The organism is Deinococcus carri (genome assembly GCF_039545055.1).
GTDB lineage: Bacteria > Deinococcota > Deinococci > Deinococcales > Deinococcaceae > Deinococcus > Deinococcus carri.
The window spans coordinates 781731-805956 of the sequence record NZ_BAABRP010000001.1 but is presented as its reverse complement, the minus strand read 5'-3'; the positions used below and the strand labels follow the sequence as shown (position 1 = coordinate 805956).

The following is a 24226-nucleotide window of genomic DNA, read 5'->3' as shown; positions in this document are numbered from 1 at the left end:
CGCCCCCTTCCGCCTGACACGCAAGGCCGAGCGGTACGCGGCGCACGGCGGCGGGCGGCCGATGCGCTTCATCACGAGCATCGAGCGGGTGGGCCGTGCGCCCATGCAGTGCATCCGGGTGGCGGCGGCGGACGCCCTGTACGTCACCGAACACCATATCGTGACGCACAATACCCTGAACGACGCCTTCGTCATCCTCGACGAGGCGCAGAACACCACCGGCGAGCAGATGAAGATGTTCCTGACCCGCATGGGCTTTTCCAGCAAGGTGGTCGTAACCGGCGACGTGACCCAGATCGACCTGCCGCGCCACGTGACCAGCGGCCTCGCGGTCGCCAAGCGCGTGCTGAGCCGCATCGAGGGCATCGCCTGGCACGAGTTCACCGACGTGGACGTGGTGCGTCACCCCCTGGTCGGCAAGATCATCCGGGCCTACGAGCAGGCCGAGGACGCCGAGCAGGACAAGCGGGCCGCCCGCCGGGGCGAGTTCGCCAGCATCCCGGAGGCAGAAGGGGACGCTGAAGGCTGAAGGCAGAAGGCTAAAGGCAGAAGGCCGGGGGCGCTCCAGCAGTGGCCCCCGGCCTTCTTTTTGCCATCTGCCTTCGGCCACCTGCCATCTGCCGCCCACCTTCTGCATTACCCTTTCCCCGTGATTGACCTGATCGCCCGCAAGACCCCGCCCGCCGGCCTGCGCCCCGCCCTGCGCGCCAGCCTCGCGGCAGCCATGCGGCATTTCGGCGTGGAGGACCGTGAGGTGACGGTGGTGCTGGTGGGCGACCGGGCCATCCGCGCGCTCAAGCAGGAGCACTGGGGCGAGGACGCCGCCACCGACGTGCTGAGTTTTCCCACCTGGGAACCCGGCGACCCCTTCATGCCGCCGCACCTGGGCGACATCATCATCAGCCTGGACACGGCGGGGCGGCAGGCGCAGGCGCGCGGGCACAGCCTCACGCGCGAGGTGGCGCTGCTCGCCAGCCACGGCCTCACGCACCTGGTGGGGCACGACCACCCGCACGCGGAGGGCCTGGGCTTCGAGGAGGGCGCGACCGGGCCGGAATGGCAGGTCTTCCACGACGCCTGGGCGGCGGCACGCGCGGCCCTCCCAGAAGGCACATGAGGTCGGACGGCTCAGCCCTCTCGCTCCGCCGCTGGGTGCGCTCGGCGGGCTTCGCGTGGGCGGGCGTCTCGCAGGCCTACCGCACCCAGGCGAACTTCCGCATTGAGGTGTGGGCGGGGGTCCTGGCCGTGGCGCTGGCGCTGCTGCTGCGCGCGCCCCTCGCTCCCATCCTGCTGGCCTGCGCGCTGGTGCTGGGTCTGGAACTGGTCAACACGGCGCTGGAGGCGGTGGTGGACCTCGTCAGTCCGGAGCTGCACCCCCTCGCGAAGGTGGCGAAGGACGCGGCGGCGGGGGCCGTACTGGTCGCCAGCGTGGGCGCGCTACTGGTGGGGCTGGCCGTGCTGGGGCCGCCGCTGCTGCGCGCCCTGGGCTGAAGGACCCGCTGCCTGCCCCGCCCGGCTAGAATGCCGCCCATGGCCTTTCTGTCCGTCCTGCTCCTGGGTGTCGCGTTCGTGGTGGGGAGCCTGCCGCTGGGGCACTGGCTGCTTGCCCGCCTGGGGGTGAACACGCGCACCCACAGCGCCTACAACCTGGGGGTCGAGAACGTGCTGCGGCGGGTGGGGCCGGGACCGGCGCTGACGAGCGCGGCGCTGGACTTCGCCAAGGGGTTCGTGGCCGTGCTGATGGCCTCCAGCCTCCACTCGCCGGAACTGTGCGTGCTGGCGGCCCTCGCGGCGTACCTGGGGCACCTCAACCCGCCGCGCTTCCTGTACGGCGACATGCCCCCGCGCGGGCGCGGCAACCTGGTACTGCTGGGCGTGCTGGCGGGGCTGTCGGTGGCGGGCGGCCTGAGCCTGTGGCTGACGGTGCTGCCGGTGGTCGTGTACGCCACCGCCGTGGGTTTCTGGGGGTACGTGAGCACGGCGACAGTTGCGGGGCTGCTGACCTTCGCGGGGCTGGTGGCGCTGTCGCCGCTGGGCATTCCCGCCAAGCTGGGGGCGCTGGGGCTGCTGGTGGCCGCCACCTGGCGCTTCAAGGAAAACCTGGGGCGCATCCTCGACCGCACCGAGCCGCGCTTCGGGGAGGACGTGCCGATGGCCGGGAAACGCCCCGACCAGGTGGTGACGGCCTTCATGATTCACCCCATGACGCTGGAGAACTTCTGGCAGTCCTCGCGCTTCGCGTGGATGAAACCGCTGGTCGAGCGCGGCGTCATCAGCGAGGCGAGCGTGCGGCAGATGGCGCAGAACCTGCGCCCCATGAAGGTGGGCGAACTGCACGGCATCAAGACGGTGGAGGGCAAGGAAATCCGCTGCTACCTGCTGAGCAGCCCCCTCCTCCCCGACGTGTTCCGCGACCAGCCCGAACTCGCCACCCGCCGCGCCATCGAGGGTGCCCGCCTCGCGCACGAGCTGGGGGCGGAGGTGTTCGGCCTGGGGGCCTTCTGGAGCGTGGTGGGCAACAAGGGCGTGGACGTGCAGGCCGCCGTGCCCGAGATCACGGTCACCAACGGCGGGGCCTACACCAGCGGCACCATCAAGGCCGCCATTCCCGGCATCCTGGAACACTTCCAGCAGACGGGCCGCGACCTGAAGCAGGCGACAGCGGGCATCGTGGGCGCGAACGGCGTGGTGGCGTTCGGCATCGCGCGCACCATCGCGCCGCAGGTGGGCAAGATCATCATGGTCGGGCGCGACATGGAGCGGCTGAACCGCAGCGCGAACACCCTGCGCCGCGCGGCAAAGGACACCGAAATCGTCACCACCACGGACTACAGCACCCTCAAGGAGGCCGACCTGATCTTCAGCGCCACCTCCGACCCGAACCCCGTCATCTTTCCGCAGCACGTCAAGCCCGGGGCCTGGCTTTTCGACGAGGGCCGCCCCGCCGACGTGGACGAGAGCGTGCGCGAGGTCCCCGGCGCGCGCATCATTCCCGGCGGCGTGGTGCGCCCCCCCGGCGGCATGACCAGCAACATCGACCTGCAATTCGGGGAGGGCGCGGTGCCCGCCTGCCTCGCGGAGACGCTGATCATCGCCGCGACGGGCGAACACGACCGCAAGAGCCTGGGGCCGCAGACGCTGACGGAGAACATCAATTTCTTCGTGGAGCAGGCGGAGGAGCTGGGCTTCACGGTGGTGGATTGAGACAGTTTCCGGCCACGCCGTGAGTCTTCGGGAAAGGGCCGAAGGCTCTATTTACGAGCTGCCCCGCCAAGCCTTCACGCCGCGTCAGAAAGACTCATCCTCGCCACCTGGACAGAGGGCGTATCTTGCCGGGCGATGGGCCTGCGCTTTCCTCTTCCCCTCCGCCCGCTGCTGCTGGCAGGCCTGACCCTCGGGGGACAGGCAGCCGCGACAGAGTTCCCGGTGGGGCTGGGACCGGTGGTGCCTGCGCGTCCACTGAACGAGGCGGCCCTGACCTGCCCCGCGCCCACCGACCCGCTGGAACGGGCACTGTGGAACGTGACCACGGAGGGCGGCCAGCCCGACCACTCCTGCGCCAACGCTTTCCTGAACTACCTGCGGACGCCCAGTACGCCGGGGCAGCCGGACGCTTTTGACCGGATGGCAGAACAGGTGCGCCAGGCCCGCAGCGAGGTCCTGCTCGCCAACATGCAGTGGCAGGCGGGTGAGGGGCATCCGGGGTGGACCTTCGCGCAGGCGGTGCGCGACCTGTACGGCAAGGTCAGGGCGAACCCGGCAGCCTATCCGGCGGGCATGACGGTGCGCGTGTCGCTGGGAGGCTACCCGGATCTGCAACGTCCGCAGGGCGGCACGCAGGCGCTGGAACTGGTGCGTGACCTCACGCGGCTGGGCGTGCCGCTGAACGACGCGGCGGCAGGCTGGCACCTGGCCGTCGCCAACTACGATTACTTTCCGCACAGCCACGCCAAGCTGGACGTGATTGACGGCGTGGACCTGACGGTGTCGGGGTACAACTACACCGACGTTCACCTCCCCGACACGGTGCCGGGCGGCTGGGGCCTGCACGACCTGGGCCTGCGGATGCGCGGGCCGGTCGCGCAGGACGGCGTGACTGTGTTCGACGACTTGTGGCGACACTCCCGCCAGGTGAGTTGCCCGCCCGCAACGGCGGCAGAGGCGGTGCTGCGCTCCTGCACCCTGGTCGCGCCCGAGGCCCCCACCCACCCGGCCCCCGCCCAGTTGCTGGTGCCTGCCGGGGACGCGCGGGCCTTCCTGCTGTACCGCCGCCCCGGGTTCGACCAGGCCGACCGCGCGCAGTTGGCGCTGTTCGGCGCGGCGCGGCAGTCGCTCGACCTGATGCAGGTGGAGTTCAGCCCCAGCCTGCACTGCTGGTTCGCCTACCTGAACCCCGACGACTGCCCGGTGACGGCCTGGCCGCCGTACTTCCGCGCCATTCTGGACGCGCTGGAGCGGGGCGTGAAGGTCCGGGCGCTGATGGTGGACTACGGTACCGACCAGTTCGCCAACCGCAGCGGTGTGGCCCTGATGCGCCTGGAGGCACGGCGGCGCGGCCTGGAGGACCGCTTCGAGGCGCGCTACGTCACCTTCAACATGCACACCAAGGCCATGACGGTGGATGACCGGATGGTGGTGGTCGGCAGCATGAACCTGCACTTCTCCTCCTGGGGACCCCTGGGGCTGAACGAGGCCGTACTGGCGACGACTGACCCCCGGGCGGTGGCCGAACAGCGCGCCAGCTTCGAGGACCTGTGGGCACATCACAGCCGTGAGATTCCGCAGGAATGGTGGATGCGGAACGTGGAGCCGCCCCCGCGCTGATTCTTCCGGGACTTCCCGCACCCTCTGGCCCCGCCTCCCCGCCTACACTGGGGGGGTGACGGGAGCCTCAGGTGGTTGAACGCATTCATCTCGCCAAGCCGCGCGGCTTTTGCGCGGGCGTGGTCATGGCGATTCAGGCGGTGGAAAAGGCCGCCCGGAACGAGGAGAGGCCGGTGACGGTCTACCACTCCATCGTGCATAACCACACGGTCGTGGAGCGGCTGGAGGAGCAGGGCGGCGTGCAGTTCGTCGAGAGCCTGGACGACCTCACGGCGCTCCCGGCAGGCAGTGAAACGGTGGTCTTCAGCGCGCACGGCATCAGCCCCGCCGTACGTGAGCGGGCGCGGGCGCTGGGGCTGAGTACCATCGACGCGACCTGCCCCCTCGTCACCAAGGTCCACACCGAGGCCAAGAAGTACGCCCGCGAGGGCTACACCATCCTGCTGATTGGCGACAGCGCCCGGCATCAGGAGGTGATCGGCACGCGCGGCGAGGCCCCCGAACAGACCATCGTGGTGGGCGTGCTCGGCAAGACGGGCGAGGGCCTGCACGACCCCCACACCGTCGAGGTGCCCGACCCGGAGCGCGTGGTGGTCCTGACCCAGACCACCCTGAGCGTGGACGACACCCGGCGGACGGTGGACATTCTGAAGGCCCGTTTTCCGGCGCTGGTGGTGCCCCCCAGCGAGGACCTGTGCTACGCCACCAAGAACCGCCAGGACGCCGTAAAGGCCATCGCCCCACAGGTGGACGCCTTTCTGGTCCTGACCAGCACCCATTCCAGCAACGGCATGAGATTGCTGGAACTCGCCCGCGACCTGTGCGGCCGTGCCGAGCGCCTGGAAACCGACGCCGACCTCGTGGGCCTCGACCTGACCGGCGTGCGTTCGCTGGGCGTCACCAGCGCGGCCAGCACCCCCGACGACCTGGTGCAGAACGTGGTCGCCTACTTCCGCCGCCTGAATCCGAATCTGGAAGTCATCGAGGAGGGCGAGTGGGAAAACATCGAGTTCCGCGAGCCGAAAAAGATCCTGCCGACGCAAACGCTGCCCCGCACGATGCAATAGGCGCGGAGGTGTGCAGGTGTTGGGTGAGGCGGGGCAGGCGGGTAAGCATTGCTTGCCACTTCCCCTGTGTGAATCTCCCCTCAGGAGGCTGAGGAGCCTTCCAAGTGGTCCCCGATGCCAGGTCTGTTCACCCCCACCCAGCCTCCCCCCTCAAGGGGGAGGGCTTTTTTTATCGTCCCACACGTTGTCTTCTTTTTGAAAGAAACCTCTCTGCCTTACTCAGCCCCAAGGGGAAAAGCCATAAGCCCGCCTCCACGTTCTTTTTTCCACCCCCACCCGCCAAAGCTCCCGTTTCCCCTGTCTCCTCAACTTTGGAGCCGACGCCCAGGTCCCACCCTCCAAGCGGTCAGGCTTGGAAGAGGAGCCGTTTGGGCCGCCCGGCGGGCTGTGCCTGGCGACCAGCGGGAAACCGGGGCGAAGCCTGACCCCCTTCCGGCATAAGGAACCCCCTTGCCTAGCGCAGCGCCGCTCCCCCCTGCCCCCCGGTGGGGGGTAGGGGGGCTGGGGGGGCGGGGGGAAGCTCGCTACAAGATGCCCTGCCCCAAAAAACATCCCAGTCCCTACCCATCCCGCACCAGCCCCGTCTTCAGAAACTCGCGCAGCAGCGGTTCGAGGTCATGCAGCGCGAGGTCCCCGCGCATGGCGTACTCGGCGGGCGTCAGCTTTTCCCACAGCGCGCGCAGAAAACCCAGGCCTCCCGTACCGTGCTGCAAGCGGAAACTGCGGTGAATGTCGGTGATGGCATTCAGGGCGTCGCGGCCCCGCAGCGTCAGGGTGTACTGCTGGTGTGCCCACCCGGCCAGGCTGCGGGGCAAAATCAATGTCTGCGGGCGCAGGGGGGCGGGAAAGGCCCCCTCGTAGGGCAGCGCGGCGGGCATGGTGGCGACCACCTCGCCCCCGGCATAGAAAATTGCGCCGGTCGGACAGGCGTGCAGGCCGGTAAAGTCCTCGGTGAGGTTGAACTTCCAGGCCCGGCTGCCCACGCCGCTCAGCACGTGGGCATAGGTGGGCGGCAGCGGATGGGCGCTGAGGACGCCCCCCTGCTCGTAGAGGTTGAGCAGCTCGCCCAGCGCCTGCTCGCCCGTCGTGTTCAGGGCGGCGGCGGTGACCGCCCGGCCCTCGAACACCAGCACGACCGCGTGCTGATCAGCCAGCAGGACATGCAGGTAGCCGAACCAGGCCTGTTCATGCAAGTACCGCAGGAAGGTGTGCAGGTCGCAGAACTGCACGTTCAGGCCCGTATGGGTGGGCGGCGAGTGCGGCAGGAAGCGGGCGAGGAAGGGGGCCGCGCCGGGGAACATCGGGGCGAGTTCGGGAATCAGCTCCGTCTCGGCCTCGCCAGGGGGAGGCGGACGCCGGTCCTCCCGCCGCACACCGTCGCCGTGCTGGCCCTCGTCGGCGGACATCAGCCGTCCTCCCGCGTCAGGCCGGACTGTTCTTCGTTGCTGCTCCCTGGGGCCGGGTTCGGCTGCGACTCCCCGAAGGCCCGGAGGCCTCGGCGGTAGCGGGCCGCCTGCTCCACGTAGCGCGCGGCGTTGCCGGGGGCCTCCACCTCGCGGACCACCCGCGCGGGCACGCCCACCGCCAGCATCCCGTCCGGCACCTCCTGGCCCTCGCGCAGCAGCGCCCCGGCGGCCAGCACGGCCCCCCGCCCCAGCCGCGAGCCGTTGAGCATCACGGCACCCATCCCGACCAGGCTGCCCGGCGCGCAGTGTGCCCCGTGGACGATGGCGCGGTGGCCCACCGTCACGTCCTCCTCCAGAGTGCAGGGAAAGCCGGGGTCGGTGTGCAGCACCGCGCCGTCCTGCACGTTGCAGCGCGGGCCGATAGTGATGGCCTCGATGTCGCCGCGGGCGGCCACCCCGAACCACACGCTGGCCTGCTCCCCGACCGACACGCGCCCGGTCAGGTCGGCGCTGGGGGCAACAAAGGCGGTGGGGTGAACGTCGGGGCGAATTCCGTCGAGGGCGTACAGCGGCATGGGGCCTCCGGGCGAGGCCCTCACCGGCGGGACTCCTCCCGCGTGAGGGCCAGCGCAGCGCGCAGCAGGTGTTGGTCTTCCGGGTAGGTTAACATGGCCGCCGCCACGTCCGCCGCGAAGAAGCCGCCCTCCGGGAAAGTGTCCTCCAGGGTGGTGGAAACGTCGGGGGCGGCGCGCATCACGAACCAGTGAATCACCCGCGCCTCGCCCCGGTCGTTGGTGTAGCGGGTGTCAGGCAGGGGGGCCAGGGGGGAGGCGCGGATGCCCGTTTCCTCGTGGACCTCGCGCACGGCGGTCTGCTCCAGCGTCTCGCCCGGTTCCACGTGGCCCTTGGGAAAGGCCCAGGCCCCGCTGCGGTAGCGCACCAGCAGCACCCGCCCGTCAGCGTCCAGCACGACGCCGCCCGCACCGGGAACCGGGCCGGGGGAGGCCCCCTCGGAAGGAGCCTGGCCCGGAGAAGCCTGTTCCGGAGAAGAAGGGGAAGCCATGCGCGGAGTATACGTGCCGCGGGGAGACGTGCCCTGACCGGGCCGCCTTCACGATTTGCCGATTTGTGACCATCCCCCCCATAGGACATGCGATACTGCATTCGTCCCCATTCCACCCTTCAAGAGGTACCGGCTCAGAGGGCCGACTGCCGGGTCGGGACCGCGGGATGCAAGGAGAGTTATGGCTCAAGGTCGGGTAAAGTGGTTTAACGTCGAGAAGGGCTACGGGTTTATCGAGCATCCCGGCAACCCTGACGTGTTCGTGCACTACAGCGCCATCCAGAGCGGCGGGTTCCGCAAGCTGAACGAGGGTGACGAGGTCGAATTCGAGGTCGAACCCGGCCAGGGCAGCAAGGGTCCCCAGGCCAAGAACGTGGTCGTCACGAACGCCGCGCCTGCCCCGATGGGTGGCAGCAACATGGGCGGCGGGAACCGTGGCGGCGGCAGCCGCTGGTAAGCCGGGATACTTCTTCAGACAATGTTCAGGGGTGAGTGCCGCGTGGTGCTCGCCCCTTTTATTGCCTGCCGATCTGCCTGCTGCTGGCAGGTCAGGCAGATGCGCCCCGCCCGGCCCCGCCAACCCGTAGGATGCAGCTATGACCGATGCCCCCGCGCCTCCAGGCCGACATGACCCGCCCCTCCCGGCGCTGGCCCTGGCGGAAGCGGGCGGTCCCGTCGCCGTCGCGGAGCAGCCCAAAGTTACCGTCTACCCCGTGACGTTCAGCGGGCAGGCGGGCGAATACTTCCGCATCTGGATCGTGAATACGGCGCTGAGCGTCGTGACGCTGGGGCTGTATCTGCCCTGGGCGCGGGTGAGGCAGCGGCAGTACCTGTACGGGCACACCTGGTTGGACGGCCAGAACTTCGAGTACACCGCCAATCCGGTCGCGCTGCTGCGCGGCTACCTGATCGTGGGGGCCTTTTTTCTGGCCTACCTGATCACCGGCAATCTGGAGCGGCTGAGCTGGGTGGCGGGGAGTATCGCCGCGCTGTTTTTCGTGCTGTACCCCTGGCTGGTGATGAAGTCGCTGCGCTTTCTGGCGGTCAGCACCATGTACCGCGGCCTGCGCTTTCGCCACCACGGGCGGGCGGGCGGGGCCTACCTGACCTACGGGCTGGCGAACCTCGCCGCAGTGCTGACCGGGGGACTGGCCCTGCCCTGGGCCTGGTTCATGCAGCGGCGCTATCAGGTGCAGAACGCGGCCTACGGCAATGCCCGGATGACCTTTCGCGGGGACGCGGGAGGCTTCTACGTGATCGCGCTGACGGGCGTGGCGCTGGCGGTGGGCGGCGCGGTGCTGCTGGCGGTGCCCCTGATAGCGCTGATGGCGCTGCTGGGCGATCAGGCCGATCTGGACCTGGCCTCCACGCTCCCCCCGGCGGTCCTCCTCGGGATGGGGGCGGCCTACCTGGGGTTCCTGTTGCTGTATGCCGTCGCGTGGCAGTACGTGCGGGCGGCCACCCTACGCTACGTGCTCAACCACGTGGAGGTCGGCGGCGTGGTGAGGACGGGGGCCACCTTCAGCTCCGCGCGCCTGACCTGGATCGGGGTGTCCAACGCGGCCGCGCAGGTCCTCACGCTGGGCCTGGCTGTCCCCTGGGCCACCATCCGCCGCGCCCGCTACATCGCCGCCGGGGTGCAGGTGCGCGCCATCGCCAGCCTGGACGACTTCGCCGCGTCCCAGACACCACAGGAGGGCGCGCTGGGCGAGGCCGCCACCGAGCTGCTCGACATCAACCTGGGCTTCTGATGGCCGGGCCTCTCCCCCACCAGCCAGGCCGCGACCGAGGTCAGCCGTGACGATACCCCCCGACGCTGCCCACCCCCCGCTCTCCGGCGTGTTCTTTGACGGGCGCACCAGCCGCCAGCGGGCCGCGTCGCTCGCCCTGAGCGGCGACGAGGTGCGGCTGCGGGCCGAGGGCGGGCTGGAAACGCACTGGAACGTCTCGCAGCTCCTCATCGACCCGCCCGTGCCCGGCGTGCGGCGCGTCCTGAAGTTCCCCGACGGCTCGCGCTTCGAAACAGACGATGACCAGACCGTGCGGGGGCTGGAGGCCAGAACGGGCCGCAACCGGGGCCTGGAGCGGGTGCGCCGCCTGGAAACGCGCTGGTGGACGGCGCTGGGCGCGCTCGGCGCGACGCTGGTGCTGGTGGGCCTGTTCGTGGCTTACGGGATTCCCGCGCTGGCCCGCGGGGCCGCGAGTGCCACGCCCCGCCCCGTGCTGGCGACCTTCGACCGCGAGAGCATCCAGTTTCTGGAAGACGGCGGCTACCTCGGCCCCAGCCAGCTCAGCGCCGCGCGTCAGGCCCAGCTTCAGGCCGGGTTCCGGCGCGTGACGGCCTGGGCCGGGGGCGGCTATCCCTACCGGCTGCTGCTGCGCGACGGTGAGCCGGAGGACGCGCCCTTCGAGCTGGGTGCGAACGCCTTTGCCCTGCCGGGCGGCACCGTCGTGATGACCGACCAGCTGGTGGCCCTCGCGCACAGCGACCGCGAACTGCTGGGGGTGCTGGCCCACGAGACGGGGCACGTCACGCACCGGCACGGTCTGGCCGGGGTGTACCAGGGGCTGGGGCTGACGCTGCTCTCGGTGGCGGTGACGGGTGACATCGTCAGCGCCGGAACCTTTGCCGCCGCCGTGCCCGCCGCCCTGCTGCGCAACGGCTACTCCCGCGCCGCCGAGACGCAGGCCGACGAGGGCGCGGGGCAGTACCTGATGCGGACCTACGGGACCACCCGGCCGCTGCGCGACATTCTCGCCCGCCTGGAACAGGAGGACCGCGACGCCGACGAGAACAGCGTGCAGGAGGGCAGCCGCACCGAGGACCTGCTCCAGACGCACCCCGGCACCGCCCAGCGCATCCGGCACCTGCGGGAGATTGAGGCGCGGGGGCGGCCAGCGGCCAGCAGCCAGAAGTAAGCTACACCCGCCCACCCCGGCTACTTCCCCGCGTCACACCCCCGGCGATCAGGTGCGCGGCGCGCAGGGGTTCGGGAACCCGGCCCGTGACCGTCAGGGCCGCGAGAGCTACCTCGGCCTCCGCCAGCCCCAGGCCCACGCACTGCACCCAGACGCCCCGGCAGGGTTCCATCGGCCCCAGCGCCTCGATCAAGCGCCACTTCCTGGCCCCACCCGGCACGCGGGTCAGGAGCGCCCGGCGGATACGTTCCAGGTCCGGCGGACGGCGGGCCACGAGCAGGACGGGCAGGCCGGTCAGCGCGCCCAGCGCGGGTGCATCCACCACGTTGAAGCCCGCCAGCGCCACCCCCTGAAGCAGAATCAGGTGCAGGTGTTCCCGCGCGCCGCTCAGTTCAACCAGCCGGGCGACTTCCGCCGTGCTGTTGCGCCCGTCGCGCCGCACCCGGCCACTGACCACGCCGTGCAGCGTGTGCCCCGCGTAGACGGTGCCGAACACGCGCACGTCTCCACGGTGTTCACGGGCAAAGGGGGCATCGTCAAAGCCGATGGCGTGGGAGAACTTGCGGACGGCAGATGGCATAAGGCAGATGGCAAAGAGGGGGTGGCCTTCAGCCTTATGCCGTCGGCCTTCCGCCGTCTTCCAGCGCCCCCTCGATGTCCCCCAGCAGGTCCCCGATATCCTCGATGCCGATGCTGAGGCGCAGCAGGCCCGGCGTGATGCCCAGGCGGCGGCGTTCGGCCTCGGGCAGGGCGCGGTGGCTGGTGCCCCAGGGCCAGGAGAGGGTGCTGACCACGTCCGCCAGGCTGGGCGCGAGGGGAATGCGGCCGGAAAGCGCGCGGACGAAGGCTGGGGCATCCTTGATGTCGGCGCTGAGCATGCCGCCGAAGCCGTTCGGGAAGAGGTCCTGCGCCCGCTCGAACTGGGGGTGGTCGGCAAGGCCGGGATGGTACACCGCCCGCACGCGGGGATGGTTCGCCAGCACATCGGCCACCGCCTGCGCGTTGCCGCTGTGGGTGCGCATCCGCAGGCCCAGCGTCTTGAGGCCCTGAAGGGTCATCCAGGCGTCGAAGGCGCTCATGGTTCCGCCCAGGCGGGTGAGGCGGGTGCGGGCGGCGGCCATCAGGTCCCCCCGCCCGCAGGCCACTCCACCGAAAGCATTGCTGTGCCCGCTGAGATACTTGCTGACCGAATGCGTCACCAGGTCCGCGCCGTGCAGCGCCGGACGGAAGATGGCGGGGCTGGCGAAGGTGTTGTCCACACTCAGGAGCGCCCCCCGCGCGTGGGCCAGCTCCGCCAGCCGGGGCACGTCCGGTACCGTCATCAGCGGGTTGGTGAGGCTCTCGACGTGCAGCACGCGCGTTTCCGGGCGAAAGGCCGCCTCCACTTCCCCCAGGTCGCAGGCATCCACGAAGGTGGTCGTGATGCCCAGACGCGGGAACTCCTCCGCGAGCAGGGCGTAGGTCACGCCGTACACGCGGGCGTCCGCCACGATGTGGTCCCCAGACTTCAGCACCCCCAGCAGCGCGGCGCTGATGGCAGCCATGCCGCTCGCAGCCACCAGCGCCGCCTCGGTGCCTTCCAGCGTGGCGAGGGCGCGTTCCAGGGTCGCCGCGTTGGGCGTGCCGTTGCGGTAGTAGAAGCTGCTCGGCTCCTCACCGCTCATGGACCGTTCCAGGGCGTCGAGGTCGGGGAAGGCGTACACGGTGGACTGGTAGATAGGTTCGACCAGCGGCACGCTGGGATTCGGACGGGCCTCCTCCCCGGCGCGGGCGGCGAGGGTAGTCAGGTCGTAGTCGGGGAGGTTCACCTGCCCAGGCTAACGCCTGCGGGACGGCTGGAAGGGCGAGCCGCTCAGGCGCGCGGCCCCATGTTGCCCGCCCCCACCTGACCGGGCCTGAGGGTTACTCTCCCCCCGCCCATAGCCCCTGCCGCTTTAACGCCGCCACCAGATGCGGCTCGCGTTTCTCCATGCTGCCCCCCGGTGCCCAGTAGGCCCGCAAGAGCCGAACCCAGTCACCGGGCTTATCGCCACGGGCGGCAATCGGGTTCATGACCTCTACCGCGTGGCGCAATTCTTCCTCCGAGCCGTCCCGGTAGCGGTCCTCATGGACGACCAGGGGCCGGGGCACGCGCGGGCGCAGCGGCGGCTCCTCGGCGGGAAGGCCGAGGGTGAGGGCCGCGAAGGGCAGCACCCCGGCCGGGAGGTCCAGCAGGTCCAGAATGCCTTCCAGCCCGTTCAGCACGCCACCAATCCAGCAGCCCTGGTAGCCCAGCATCTCGGCGGCAGTCAGCAGATTCTGACCCGCCATCACCGCGTCCCCGATGCCGAAATGCACGGCGATGGCGGGCCACTGGCCGACCTCCTGCCCCGCGGCCTCCAGCACCCGGCCCACCCGGCGCACGTCCAGGCAGACCACGAACGCTTCCGAGGCGGTAGCGATATGCGCGTTCGTGGTGAGTTCGGCCACACCAGCGCGGACCTCGGGGCGGACCAGGCGGATGAACGAGTAAAGCTGCGCGGTCGCGTCGGTCGGGGCGCGCTGGGCGGCATACAGGATGGCGTCCAGATGGTCGGCGGGCATAGGCAGCGGTGTGCCGTCCGCCTGCGTGACGTACTGGCGGACCGTGCGGTGCGCGTCGTAAGAGGCGCGGACTTCCTGGGGGGTACGGGCAGTCATGCGGGGCAGGATACGCCGCTCAGCCTTCCGCCTCCGCCGGGAGGGGCGGCGGCACCACCAGCGCACTCAGCGCCACTCCCCCCAGCCCCGCCATCACGGCCACCCCCAGCCACAGTTCCAGGCTGAGGTTGCTGAGGTGCAGCAGCGTCAGCCCGCCCAGGTATGGCCCCCACACCGCCAGCGGCAGCAGGAAGGCAAAGGCCCGCAGCGCCCAGGGCCGCGCCGGGGACGGATTCAGCAGCAGCAGCAGCGCGTCCACCACCAGCCCGGCCGCCACCATCAGCAGCGGTACCCGCCACTCGCCCGGCACCAGCATCAGTGTCATCAGGACCGTGTTCAGGCCGTACATCACCGTGACGGCCCCGAAAGGCAGGCGGAACCGCCGCAACAGCAGCAGCACGGGCGCGGCCAGAATTAGGGCGGTGAGCAGGATGCTGCCCAGCTCGCCGCGCGTCTGCACGTAGCCCAGGCCCTGCGGGGCCAGCAGCAGCCCCCACAGGTACATGTGCATAAAGGCCGTGAAACTCAGCAGCGACGTGGCCGCCAGCACGGCGGGCCAGACCACCCCCACTGGGGCCGCGCGGGGTGTCGGCGTACGCCAGGCACTTACCAGCGGCGCGGACAGAATGCACATCGCCCCCGCGAACAGCAGCAGGTGCGTGGGCGACAGCAGCGCCTCGATGCCGACCTCGATGCCAAAGACCGTGTGCCAGGTCAGGTCGCCCAGCCCACCCACCAGAAAAATCGGCACCCCCAGCGCGGCCAGGTGATAGCCCTCCGGAAAGGCCGCGAAGCCGCGCCGCCCCGTGCGCCATCCGCGCGCCCCCAGCCACAGCACCCAGGCCGCCACCGCCAGAAACCCCGAATAGAACAGCGCGTGCCACGGCGTGAAGAACGTCTCCAGGCTCTCGCCGTAGCGGTTGTGCGCCCACCCGTCCACGAAGATGCCCGCCGTCAGCCACCACCCCAGCGCGAGGGTAACCAGGTTCTGCGCGGGCGTGGCGCGGCGAACCACCTGCGGGACAGGCGCAGCGGTGGAGGGGGCGGTGGTGGTCATGGGTCAGTGTAAGGGGTTAGGCGTTAGGGCTGAGGCACAGCCCTTCCTAACGCCTAACGCCTAACCCCTAATTCCTACTCCCTCCCCACGTACTGAATCCGCCAGATGCGCCCCTCGCCGTCATCCGTCAGCAGGAGCGCCCCATCCTGCGCCACCACGAGGTCAACCGGGCGGCCCAGGGTCCGCTGTCCGCTCAGGAAACCGGTCAGGAAGTCCGTCACCTTGCCCGTCTCGGGGTTGACGGTCACGACCTTGTAGCCGCTCTTGGTGCTGCGGTTCCAGGAGCCGTGCAGCGCGGCGAACATCTGGCCGCGGTACCCGGCGGGGAAGGTCTTGCCGTCGTAAAAGGCCAGGCCCAGCGGCGCGCTGTGGGCGGTGGTCAGGGCGAAGGCGGGGATGGCGTCCTGGCAGGTGGCCGCGCTCTTCTTCCCGAAGTCCCTGTCCCACACCTGGGCCTGCCCGGCCTGCGTGGTGTAGCAATATGGCCAGCCGTAGAACCCGCCTGCCCTGAGTTTGTAGAAGCCCTCGGGCGGGATGTTGTCGCCCAGCATGTCACGCCCGTTGTTGGTGGCGTAGAGGGTGCCGTCGAACCACTCGATGCCGACCGGATTGCGCAGGCCCGTGGCGTAGGGTTTGCCGTTCGAGCCGTCCGCGTCGTACACCCAGACCGAGGCGCGGCGGTTGTCGCCCTCCTCGCAGACGTTGCAGGTCGAGCCGGTCGCCACGTACATCTTCCCGTCGGGGCCGAACTCCACCGTGCGCGTCCAGTGTCCGCCTCCAGCGGGCAGGCTGACGAGCTTCTGCGGCGCACCGCTCGCCTTCGTCTGCCCGTTCTGATAGGCGAAGCGCACCACGCCGTCGGTATTCGCCACGTACAGGAAGCCCCCGCGAAAGGCCAGCCCATGCGGGCGGTTCAGCCCGGAGGCAAAGACGGCCTTGCCGTCGGCCACGCCGTTTTTGTCCTGGTCGGGCAGCACCGTGACCGTGCCGGCTCCGGGGTCGCTCACGAACACGTCCCCATTGGGCGCGACCGCCATGAAACGCGGCTGCCGGAAGCCCTCCGCGAACTGCGTCACCTTGAAGCCGTCGGGCACCTTGAAGTCAGGGGTCTGCGCGCCAGCAACGCCTGCGAAGGCCAGCGCCCCCGCCACCAGCATTCTTTTCAGCATGAACGCAGGAAACCATGTGGGCGTGAGAGGGCTGGGCGAGAGAGGTGAAGGCGCTCAGAACCGGGCCGCCAGGGAAGCCAGGAATTGAAAGACGGCGACCAGCAAGACCACCAGCAAAACCCCCTGCATAAAGGTGAAGCCGACACCCGCAATGCTCTGCGCTCGCTGTGGGTACGTGTCCCGGAACCAGTAGAAGGCGACGACATACACGAACAGCAGGGGTGGGAAGACCAGCGTCAACACCAGCAGAATGAACCGCTGCCCGGAGGTGAGCGGCGCGTCGTAAGGCGGGAACATGCCCCTGGTACGCGCCTCAGCGGGCGTCCGTTTCCAGATACTCGAACCGCGCCCCCAGCCCTTCCAGATGGCGGAAGAACAGCGGGTAGCTTTTGCGGATGTGGTGCGCGCCGGTGATGCGGAGAGGGGCGTCGGCCCTCAGCCCCAGCAGGGTCAGCAGCATGATCATGCGGTGGTCGCCGTGGCCGTCGGCGGTGAGGCCCCCGGCCAGGCGTTCTGTTCCCGTCACGCTCAGGCTGCCTTCCGTCTCGTCCGCCGTTAGCCCCAGCCGCTCCAGTTCGCGGCGGGTGTCGCTGATGCGGTCGCATTCCTTGAGGCGCAACGTCGCCACGTTCTCCCAGGTGGTCGTGCCCTGCGCGAAGGCGGCGGCGGCGGTGAGGGCCTGCACGGCGTCGGTGAAGCTGTCGCCGTCGCGGGTCACAGCGTGGAGGGGCCGCCCGCCACGCACCGTCACCCGGTCCCCCTCGCGCACAAGGTCGGCCCCCATCTCGCGCAGCACGGCCAGGGCCTCGCGCTCGCCCTGGAGGTCGTTCTCGCGCAGGTTCGTCACCGTGACCTCGCCGGGGAGGAGGGCGGCGGCGGCCAGCAGCGCGGCGCTGCCCGGATAGTCCCCCGGCACGGACATCCGGCCCGCCCGGTACGCCTGCCCGCCCGGAATGGTGATGCGTGTGAGGTCGGCACTTGCGGTGGCCTGAACGCCGAACGCGGCGAGGGTGCCCAGCGTCTGCCGCAGGGGCGCGTGGCTCTTGATGTCGCCCGTCAGGTGCAGGTCGAGGCCGTCCGGCAGCAGCGGCCCCAGGAACATGAGCGCCGAGGCGTACTGGCTGGAACGCTCGGCGCTGACCTCCACCCGTCCGCCCCGCACCGGGCCACTGATGATGACCGGCAGCCTGCCGCCGTCGCTGCTCACGCGCGCGCCCAGCCGCTCCAGCGCCTCCAGCAGGTCCCCCTGGGGCCGCCTGCCCAGCGAGTCGGCAAAGTCGGTGACGAAGGTGGTATCGGTCGTCAGGGCCGCCACGCCCATCAGGAAGCGCGCGACGGCTCCCGCGTTGCCGGGATTCAGCGTCACCCCCGAGCGGGGATGCGCCCCGAAGCCGCGCACCACTACGTCTTCCCCCACGCGCTCCACGCCCGCGCCCCAGTCCCGCAGGCATCCCAGCAGTGCCTCCGCATCCTCGCTGGTCGCGACCCCCACCACGCGCGTCTCCCCTTCGGCCAACGCCGCCGCGAGGAGATATCGGGTCGTGTAGTTCTTGCTGGGCTGCGCGCGCAACTCGCCCCGCAGCTCCTGAGCGGGGTGAACGAGGACATCGAAACGCTCGGGCAGGCCGTCGGTCATGGGGGGAGGCTAGCGCGGGGCTGGCGGGGGAGCGGCGGAAGGGTCGAGACAAGGAGGAGAGTCCGCTCCTGCATCCCTGGGTGAAAGCCCAGCTCGCCAGCCTTCCCGGGAAATCTCTGTAACCAAGGGTGCGGACAGATTCATAACTTTCTGGGCCTTTCCCACGCTGGGACGGCGTTGCCGTCCACCCCCCTCCCCAACCCCTCTGCAAGCAGCTCTGCGAGTCCCCCGCAAGGGGAGAGGGACTTTTTGCGCCCTGCACGCTATTTTCGAATACACCTCTCGTGAGAGGATGCAAAACTGTCCGCACCATTGGTAACGCCCCTCCCTAGGGACCGACCTGGAACGTCCGCTCCCCTTCCAGCGTGACGACGGCGGCCAGTTGCCCACCCGCGGCCTTCACCACGCACTTCTGGACCCCGCCGGGCGGCGGCCGCTTCAGGAGGTCGGCGCAGAGGCGGTCAGGGGTCCTGGCGGTCAGTCCCGCCTGCTGCGCGGCCTGCACCGCCGCGCGCCCGTACTCGCGGGCCGAGCGGCCCTGCCACGCAAAGGCGGCGACCAGCACCATGACGCCCGCCACAAAGGCCAGCAGGATCAGCCCGTAAGTCCGCATACGCCCGGCAGGCTAGCGCACCGGCTTCCAGCAAGGGGTCTCCCGGCCAGGGCTGGGGCGCGGCCCGGTCAGGTGGCGGGGTACACTGGCCCCCGATGAGCAAGGTCATGATTATCGGAGCGGGCGGCGTGGGCAACGTCGTGGCGAAGAAGTGCGCGCAAAACGATGCGGTGTTCACGGAGGTGCTGCTCGCGAGCCGCACCGTGAGCAAGTGCGACAAGATCGTGCAGGAAATCCGCGAACACCTGCCGCAGAGCCGCACGAAGTTCACCACGGCGGCGGTGGACGCCGACAACGTGCCGGAGCTGGCGGCCATGATCCGCGACTTTTCCCCGGAGCTGGTGATCAACGTGGCGCTGCCCTACCAGGACCTCACCATCATGGACGCCTGCCTGGAGACGGGCGTGCACTACCTGGACACCGCCAACTACGAGCCGCGTGACGTGGCGAAGTTCGAGTACTCCTGGCAGTGGGCCTACCGCGAGCGCTTCGAGCAGGCGGGCCTGATGGCGCTGCTGGGCTGCGGCTTCGACCCCGGCGCGACCAACGTCTTTACCGCGCACCACGCCAAGCACCACTTCTCTGAAATCCACTACCTCGACATCGTGGACTGCAACAACGGCAGCCACGGCAAGGCTTTTGCCACCAACTTCAACCCCGAAATCAACATCCGCGAGATCACCGCAAACGGGCGCTACTGGGAAAACGGGCAGTGGGTCGAGACCGCACCGCTGGAAATCAGCCAGGACATCTACTACCCCAACGTCGCCACGCGCAAGAGCTTCGTGCTGTACCACGAGGAACTCGAATCGCTGGTGGTCAATTTCCCGACCATCAAGCGCGCCCGCTTCTGGATGACTTTCGGGGAGCAGTACATCAAGCACCTCAGCGTGCTGGAGGCGGTCGGCATGACCAGCATCGAGCCGATCAACTTCCGTGGCGAGAAGATCGCCCCGATCGAGTTCCTCAAGGCCGTGCTGCCCGCGCCCGAAAGCCTGGCGGCGGACTACACCGGGCAGACCTGCATCGGCGTGCAGGCGCGGGGCACCGGCAAGGACGGCCAGGAGCGGGTGCATTTCGTGTACAACGTCACCGATCACGCCGAGACGTTCAGGGAAGTGCAGGCGCAGGGCATCAGCTACACCACCGGCGTGCCCGCCATGATCGGCGCGATGCTGATGCTTCAGGGCGAGTGGATGAAGCCCGGCGTGTACAACGTCGAGGAGTTCGACCCCGATCCCTTTATCGCCGCGATGAACCAGTGGGGCCTGCCGGTCGACGAGCTGGCGGGCATCGAACTCGTGCGCGACTGAGAGCAGAGCGCAACGCGGCCCCGGAGCCTGTGCGGGCGCTCCGGGGCCGCTTGCTGTCGCTCCGGGCTTTCATCTCCTCGCCCGCATAGGCCGACCCCGGCTGCCCTGTGGAGCGAGGAGGGACCGAAGCGGCGCTTTCCCACTTGGAGAACGGCTGGGACGGAAGCCGGATGACAGACAAGGTAGAACCGGACGTGACGTAAGGCTCAAGGGTCGCCTGCCGGGACGCCCAGGTCCTCCGGCCCCGGCCTCTGGGGTCGGGTGTCTCTGCCACCGCCGGCGGGCAGCCACCAGGGCGGCTGGATGGCCTGCGAACGCGCCCACTCGAAGGCGAACATGCGCCGGTATTCGTCCACAGCCCCCGCGTCACTCGTGGCGAGGTTGTAGTCGCTCAGGCCCAGCCGCCCGAAGGAGGAGTAGTGCAGGTTCTGGCTGCCGACCAGCAGCATCTGGCCGTCGACCAGGGCCGCCTTGGTGTGCAGGCCGCCCGCGGTGCCGTACCAGCGGGCCTGCACGTGGTCGGCCAGGCCCAGCGGGGCGAGTTCGGCGTGCAGGCCACGCAGCAGGGCGAGCGTCTCGGCCTGGAGCAGCGGGTCGTAGTCGAGCAGCAGCCGCAGCGTGACGCCCCGGTCGCGGACAGCACGCACGGCCGCCCGCCACACCGGGAGTTGCAGGGCCGGGGGGCAGCCCTCTTCCGCGAACAGGTCGCCGGTGCAGCCCAGCGTGCCGCTCACCTGCGACTGCATCACGTCGATGCGGCCCCGCGCCGCGCCGAACAGGGCCGTGACCGCGTCGTCCGCGTCGGTGTAGCCGTTGCGGCGGTAGAGGGGGTAGACGCGGGCCTCACCGGTGGCGGGGGCGGGGGCGGCCCAGGCCAGGGGCGACGGCGCGGCGGGCTGGCTGAAGGTGCAGTCGCGGCGCAGGGTGAGGGGGGTCGGCGTTTTCTGGCAGGTCAGCAGGCGGCTGAGCGCCCAGGCATCGTGAAAGGTGGCGACCGCGTGGCGCGCCACCGGTCCGCGCACCCGCAGCCCCAGGTCGGTGAGGTCCAGGCCCTGCCCGCCCGGCGCGCCCGCGGGCACGTGGAAAAAGCTGATGTTGAAGCCGCCTGCCAGCACCGTCTCGCCGTCCTGCACCACCAGCTTCACGTGGCTGTGCGGCACCAGGTAGGCGTAGTTGGCGAGTTCCAGCCGCCAGCCGGGCACCGTGTCGCCCGTCAGGGGCACGCCCGCCTCCAACAGATGCCGCGCGGCGCTGTAGGCACTCGCGGTGGGGTCGAGCAGGGCGTCCAGGCGCACCGAGTTGCCCAGCATCACCCGCACGGTCATGCCCCCCGGATGGCGCTCCGGGTGTTCGGCCACGTCCCGCCGCAGGGCCGCGATGGCGCGGGCGACCTGGGCACCCGGTGCGCCCGGGCCGTCGTCCCAGATCATGTTGGCGATCAGGAGTTCACGGCGGGTCTGGCGGAGCTGGGCTTCCAGCTCGTCGAAGCCGCCGTGGGGGGTCTGCGGCTGGGTGCTGTAGGCGGGGTCGGCGTTCGGGAAATGCAGCAGGCCCTCCACCCGGTTGCCGCAGCTCAGCGCCGCGCCCTGTCCCCGCGTGCGGTCATACAGCAGGCGGTCCAGCGGGGCCTGGGGCGGTGGGCAGGTGTTCAGCCCCAGGCCGTCCAGCGCGGCCCGGTTCACCGGGGGCAGGCTGCCGCTGACCACCTCCAGCCCCGCCGCAAAGGCCGGTCCCCGCGCCCGCGCGTCCGGCCAGGGTCCCGCCAGCAGCGCCAGCAGGGTCAGCACCCAGGCGGTCAGGCGGTGGCGAGGGGGCACGCGCATTCTGCCAGAGTATGCCGCGCCAGGCTCCCCCGCGGGCCAACGGGGGCACGGTTCAAGCGAGTCTCAGCGCGGGGCCAGGACTGGTAGCCTGCCCCCATGAAGGTGATCAGTGTCAACGTGGGCCAGCCCACCGCCATCCAGGTCGGCAACCGCAGCGTCGTGACCGGCATCCGCAAGCACCCGGTGCCGGGGCATGTCCGCGTCACGGCGCAGGGCCTGGAAGGCGACCGGGTGCTGAACCGCAAACACCACGGCGGCCCCGATCAGGCCGTGTACATCTACACCCGCGAGGACTACGACCACTGGACGGAGAGCCTGGGCGCGGCCCTGGAACCCGGCACCTTCGGGGAGAACCTGCTGGTGGGCGGGCTGGAGTCGGCGGGCGTGCAGGTGGGCGAACGCTTCCGGGTGGGCAGCGTGCTGCTGGAGGTCACGGCCCCGCGCATCCCCTGCGGCACCCTCGGTGCCCGGATGGAGGACGCGGGCTTTGTCAAACGGTTTGCCCGTGCCCGCCGCCCCGGCTTCTACACCCGCGTGCTGGAGGGCGGCGAGGTGGGTCGGGGCGACGAGGTCACGCGCGAGGCTGTCCCCGCCGGTGCCCCCACCATCGCCGAACTCTTCGACCTGTGGTACCAGGCCACGCCGGAACGCGAGACGCTGGAACGCTACCTGACCTACCCGCTGGCGGTGCGGCTGCGGCGCAACATCGAGGAACTGCTGGCGCAGGGTTAGGACGCAGGACGCGGTGCGCGGTTGTTCCTGCGTCCCGCCTTCCTCACACCCGCAGCCGGTCGCTGTACGCCTTGCGGAACTTGGCGACCTTGGGGGCGATCACGGCCATGCAGTAGGGCTGGCGCGGGTTGTTGGCGTAGTAGTCCTGGTGGTAGTCCTCGGCCACGTAGAACTCGGTGGCGGGTTCAATCGTGGTGACGAGGGGCCGGTCGAAGATGTTCTGCGCAGCCAGGTCGGCCATCACCTCGCGCGTCTCGCGCTCCTGCTCCGCATTCAGCGGGAAGACGGCGCTGCGGTACTGCGTGCCCACGTCGGCCCCCTGGCGGTTGAGGGTGGTCGGGTCGTGGGTGGCGAAGAACAGGCCCAGCAGGTCCTTGTAGCTCACCTGCGTGGGGTCGAAGGTCACGCGCACGGCCTCGGCGTGCCCGGTATTGCCGCCGCACACGCTGCGGTAATCGGGGTTCGGCACGTGCCCGCCGATGTACCCGCTCTCCACCTTCGTCACGCCGCGCACGTCCTTCATCACGGCCTCGGTACACCAGAAGCACCCGCCCGCGAAGATGGCCTGCTGCATTTGTCCGCCCGTCTGTGCTGAGGTCATGAGCGGATTGTGGCGCATCCGGTCGGGGGGCAGGGGGAGGGAGGCACGGTTGGGAGGGGGGAAGCGGGACGCGGTGCGCGGGACGCAGGAAAACCGCGTACGGCGTCCCGCGCACCGCCTACTGCATCAGCAACCGCGCCGCCACCAGCACCACGATCACCCCGTACATCACCTTCACGAAGCCGCTGCCGCGCAGCATCGCCATCCGGGCACCCAGGGTCGCGCCGAGGGCATTGGCGACGCCCATCGGCAACCCGATCCACCAGACCATCTGCCCGCCGATCAGGAAGAACAGGAAGGCCCCCAGGTTAGTGGCGAAGTTGATGGTCCGAGCGTTGCCGCTGGACCGCACCAGATTGAAGCCGACCAGCGCGAACAGGAACATCAGAAAGGTGCCGGTGCCGGGGCCGAGAAAGCCGTCGTACATCCCGATGATCAGTGCGCCGGGCAGGGTCAGCGCCAGCGTGCGGGGGGTCAGGCCGGGATAGCGGTCCTCCAGGCCGAAGCGTTTGTTGACCAGCACCAGCACCCCCACGCCCAGAATCACCACGCCGACCAGCGTGCGGAAGGCATCCGGGTTCACGAAATGAACGAGGTAGGCCCCCAGCGCGCTCCCCAGCAGTGCCAGCGGAATCAAGCGCAGCACCAGGCTCCGCTCCACGTGCCCCTTGCGCCAGTACTGCCAAGTCGAACTCGCCGAGCCGAAGATGGCGAGCAGTTTGTTCGTCGCCACTACCTGCGCGGCGGGCAGCCCCATAAAAATCAGGGTCGGCAGCGTGATGGTGCCGCCGCCCCCCGCCACCGCGTCGATGAAGCCGGCGAGAAAGGCGAGGGGGAGGCCGTACAGCAGAACTTCGGGACCGGGCACGCCCCGGAATGTAGCAGCCCGGACCGTCTCAGCCCGAGCAGCGTTCGAGCAGCGTGTAGATTCGCTGTCCGTTGGGGTGCTGCGTGACTCGGTACAGTTCACCCTGATGCAACGCTGCGCCCGTCGGCGGCAGGTCGCGCCACTCCAGGCCAGCGCCCAGACGGGGCGTAGCGAACTCGCCCATCCCGAGCAGACCGACATTCGAGTAGCGGCCTGACGTGGCAGGCAGAGACAGGTAGCCCATCCAGCCGCTCACCTTCCCCCGGTACATCAGCCGGACGGACTGCGTGTTCGGCGCGAAGAACAGGACGCTACGCCCGCTCCGGCAATGCAGCGTGACCGTATCGCTGTACGGCACGCCCAGCGGCGAGAGGTGTGGCCCGCCACCCCCCGCCAGAGCGGAAGCGGTCAGCAGTGCAGCCAGCAGGGGAAGAACCTTTCGCATGGGCCAGGATA

26 protein-coding genes are annotated in these 24226 nt (G+C 69.9%); 11 read left to right on the top strand and 15 right to left on the bottom strand.

The annotated features are described in order from the left end of the window. Nucleotides 1–61: 61 nt before the first annotated feature. From ABEA67_RS04030 to ispH, 6 genes are all read left to right on the top strand, one after another. Nucleotides 62–529: a PhoH family protein gene (locus tag ABEA67_RS04030; protein ID WP_345461806.1), complete on the top strand. Its 468-nt coding sequence runs from the start codon at nt 62–64 to the stop codon at nt 527–529. 120 nt (nt 530–649) lie between these two features. After that, entirely contained in the window at nt 650–1117 is a 468-nt protein-coding gene (gene ybeY, locus ABEA67_RS04025; protein WP_345461226.1) for an rRNA maturation RNase YbeY, read from the top strand. Next, nucleotides 1114–1491 carry a diacylglycerol kinase gene (locus ABEA67_RS04020; RefSeq protein ID WP_345461223.1) on the top strand — a complete coding sequence of 126 codons (378 nt, stop codon included), beginning with the start codon at nt 1114–1116 and terminating at the stop codon, nt 1489–1491. Before ybeY ends, ABEA67_RS04020 begins: the two co-directional genes overlap by 4 nt. Before the next feature lie 39 nt (nt 1492–1530). After that, the gene (locus tag ABEA67_RS04015; protein ID WP_345461220.1) at nt 1531–3204 is read left to right on the top strand and encodes a glycerol-3-phosphate acyltransferase; all 1674 of its coding nucleotides are present in this window, start codon (nt 1531–1533) and stop codon (nt 3202–3204) included. A gap of 135 nt (nt 3205–3339) precedes the next feature. Further along, a complete protein-coding gene (locus ABEA67_RS04010) occupies nt 3340–4824 on the top strand; it encodes a phospholipase D-like domain-containing protein (protein ID WP_345461218.1) in 1485 nt (494 codons plus the stop codon). 71 nt (nt 4825–4895) lie between these two features. Then, nucleotides 4896–5891 (top strand): 4-hydroxy-3-methylbut-2-enyl diphosphate reductase, encoded by a 996-nt coding sequence (gene ispH / locus ABEA67_RS04005; protein ID WP_345461215.1) that lies wholly within the window; start codon nt 4896–4898, stop codon nt 5889–5891. A gap of 560 nt (nt 5892–6451) precedes the next feature. Here the strand turns inward: ispH and ABEA67_RS04000 are convergent. From ABEA67_RS04000 to ABEA67_RS03990, 3 genes are read right to left on the bottom strand one after another with little or no spacing between them, the layout of a single operon-like run. Further along, nucleotides 6452–7297, bottom strand: coding sequence for a hypothetical protein (locus ABEA67_RS04000; protein WP_345461212.1), 846 nt, complete (start codon nt 7295–7297; stop codon nt 6452–6454). Next, nucleotides 7297–7872 (bottom strand): gamma carbonic anhydrase family protein, encoded by a 576-nt coding sequence (locus tag ABEA67_RS03995; RefSeq protein WP_345461209.1) that lies wholly within the window; start codon nt 7870–7872, stop codon nt 7297–7299. The genes ABEA67_RS04000 and ABEA67_RS03995 overlap by 1 nt, the downstream gene beginning before the upstream one ends. A gap of 20 nt (nt 7873–7892) precedes the next feature. Further along, complete coding sequence (locus ABEA67_RS03990) at nt 7893–8360, bottom strand: NUDIX hydrolase (protein WP_345461206.1); 468 nt, start codon at nt 8358–8360, stop codon at nt 7893–7895. A gap of 181 nt (nt 8361–8541) precedes the next feature. Between ABEA67_RS03990 and ABEA67_RS03985 the strand changes: the two genes are divergently transcribed. The 3 genes from ABEA67_RS03985 (at nt 8542) to ABEA67_RS03975 (ending at nt 11279) form a co-directional block, all read left to right on the top strand. Continuing rightward, a complete protein-coding gene (locus tag ABEA67_RS03985; protein ID WP_345461203.1) occupies nt 8542–8817 on the top strand; it encodes a cold-shock protein in 276 nt (91 codons plus the stop codon). A gap of 139 nt (nt 8818–8956) precedes the next feature. Next, a complete protein-coding gene (locus ABEA67_RS03980) occupies nt 8957–10111 on the top strand; it encodes a YjgN family protein (RefSeq protein ID WP_345461200.1) in 1155 nt (384 codons plus the stop codon). A 46-nt stretch (nt 10112–10157) separates the two neighbouring features. Continuing rightward, nucleotides 10158–11279: a M48 family metallopeptidase gene (locus ABEA67_RS03975; protein ID WP_345461197.1), complete on the top strand. Its 1122-nt coding sequence runs from the start codon at nt 10158–10160 to the stop codon at nt 11277–11279. Between the two features lies 1 nt (nt 11280). On the opposite strand, the gene ABEA67_RS03970 is transcribed toward ABEA67_RS03975, so the two are convergent. The 8 genes from ABEA67_RS03970 to ABEA67_RS03935 all read right to left on the bottom strand — a co-directional run bounded on the left by ABEA67_RS03970 (nt 11281) and on the right by ABEA67_RS03935 (nt 18433). Beyond that, nucleotides 11281–11859, bottom strand: coding sequence for an endonuclease dU (locus ABEA67_RS03970; RefSeq protein ID WP_345461194.1), 579 nt, complete (start codon nt 11857–11859; stop codon nt 11281–11283). A gap of 34 nt (nt 11860–11893) precedes the next feature. Further along, on the bottom strand, nt 11894–13087 hold the full coding sequence (locus tag ABEA67_RS03965; protein ID WP_345461191.1) for a trans-sulfuration enzyme family protein: 1194 nt from the start codon (nt 13085–13087) through the stop codon (nt 11894–11896). A gap of 94 nt (nt 13088–13181) precedes the next feature. Continuing rightward, nucleotides 13182–13958, bottom strand: coding sequence for a nitroreductase family protein (locus ABEA67_RS03960; RefSeq protein WP_345461188.1), 777 nt, complete (start codon nt 13956–13958; stop codon nt 13182–13184). A 19-nt stretch (nt 13959–13977) separates the two neighbouring features. Further along, nucleotides 13978–15015 (bottom strand): hypothetical protein, encoded by a 1038-nt coding sequence (locus tag ABEA67_RS03955; protein WP_345461183.1) that lies wholly within the window; start codon nt 15013–15015, stop codon nt 13978–13980. 74 nt (nt 15016–15089) lie between these two features. After that, complete coding sequence (locus ABEA67_RS03950) at nt 15090–16184, bottom strand: PQQ-dependent sugar dehydrogenase (RefSeq protein WP_345461180.1); 1095 nt, start codon at nt 16182–16184, stop codon at nt 15090–15092. 54 nt (nt 16185–16238) lie between these two features. Continuing rightward, nucleotides 16239–16481: a hypothetical protein gene (locus tag ABEA67_RS03945; protein WP_345461177.1), complete on the bottom strand. Its 243-nt coding sequence runs from the start codon at nt 16479–16481 to the stop codon at nt 16239–16241. Between the two features lie 16 nt (nt 16482–16497). Further along, nucleotides 16498–17820, bottom strand: coding sequence for a 3-phosphoshikimate 1-carboxyvinyltransferase (aroA, locus tag ABEA67_RS03940; protein ID WP_345461175.1), 1323 nt, complete (start codon nt 17818–17820; stop codon nt 16498–16500). Nucleotides 17821–18148: 328 nt separating this feature from the next. Then, complete coding sequence (locus tag ABEA67_RS03935) at nt 18149–18433, bottom strand: hypothetical protein (RefSeq protein ID WP_345461172.1); 285 nt, start codon at nt 18431–18433, stop codon at nt 18149–18151. A 95-nt stretch (nt 18434–18528) separates the two neighbouring features. On the opposite strand from ABEA67_RS03935, the gene ABEA67_RS03930 reads away from it, so the two are divergent. After that, nucleotides 18529–19746 (top strand): saccharopine dehydrogenase family protein, encoded by a 1218-nt coding sequence (locus tag ABEA67_RS03930; protein ID WP_345461169.1) that lies wholly within the window; start codon nt 18529–18531, stop codon nt 19744–19746. Between the two features lie 206 nt (nt 19747–19952). Here ABEA67_RS03930 and ABEA67_RS03925 read toward each other — a convergent pair whose 3' ends face one another. Then, a complete protein-coding gene (locus ABEA67_RS03925; protein ID WP_345461166.1) occupies nt 19953–21569 on the bottom strand; it encodes a phospholipase D-like domain-containing protein in 1617 nt (538 codons plus the stop codon). A gap of 96 nt (nt 21570–21665) precedes the next feature. Between ABEA67_RS03925 and ABEA67_RS03920 the strand changes: the two genes are divergently transcribed. After that, nucleotides 21666–22301 carry an MOSC domain-containing protein gene (locus tag ABEA67_RS03920; protein WP_345461163.1) on the top strand — a complete coding sequence of 212 codons (636 nt, stop codon included), beginning with the start codon at nt 21666–21668 and terminating at the stop codon, nt 22299–22301. A gap of 43 nt (nt 22302–22344) precedes the next feature. Here ABEA67_RS03920 and msrA read toward each other — a convergent pair whose 3' ends face one another. The 3 genes from msrA to ABEA67_RS03905 all read right to left on the bottom strand — a co-directional run bounded on the left by msrA (nt 22345) and on the right by ABEA67_RS03905 (nt 24215). Then, nucleotides 22345–22902, bottom strand: a complete 558-nt coding sequence (gene msrA / locus ABEA67_RS03915; RefSeq protein WP_345461160.1) for a peptide-methionine (S)-S-oxide reductase MsrA — start codon at nt 22900–22902, stop codon at nt 22345–22347. 118 nt (nt 22903–23020) lie between these two features. Continuing rightward, complete coding sequence (locus ABEA67_RS03910) at nt 23021–23770, bottom strand: TSUP family transporter (RefSeq protein ID WP_345461157.1); 750 nt, start codon at nt 23768–23770, stop codon at nt 23021–23023. A 28-nt stretch (nt 23771–23798) separates the two neighbouring features. Beyond that, nucleotides 23799–24215, bottom strand: a complete 417-nt coding sequence (locus ABEA67_RS03905; RefSeq protein WP_345461154.1) for a hypothetical protein — start codon at nt 24213–24215, stop codon at nt 23799–23801. Between the last annotated feature and the right edge of the window lie 11 nt (nt 24216–24226).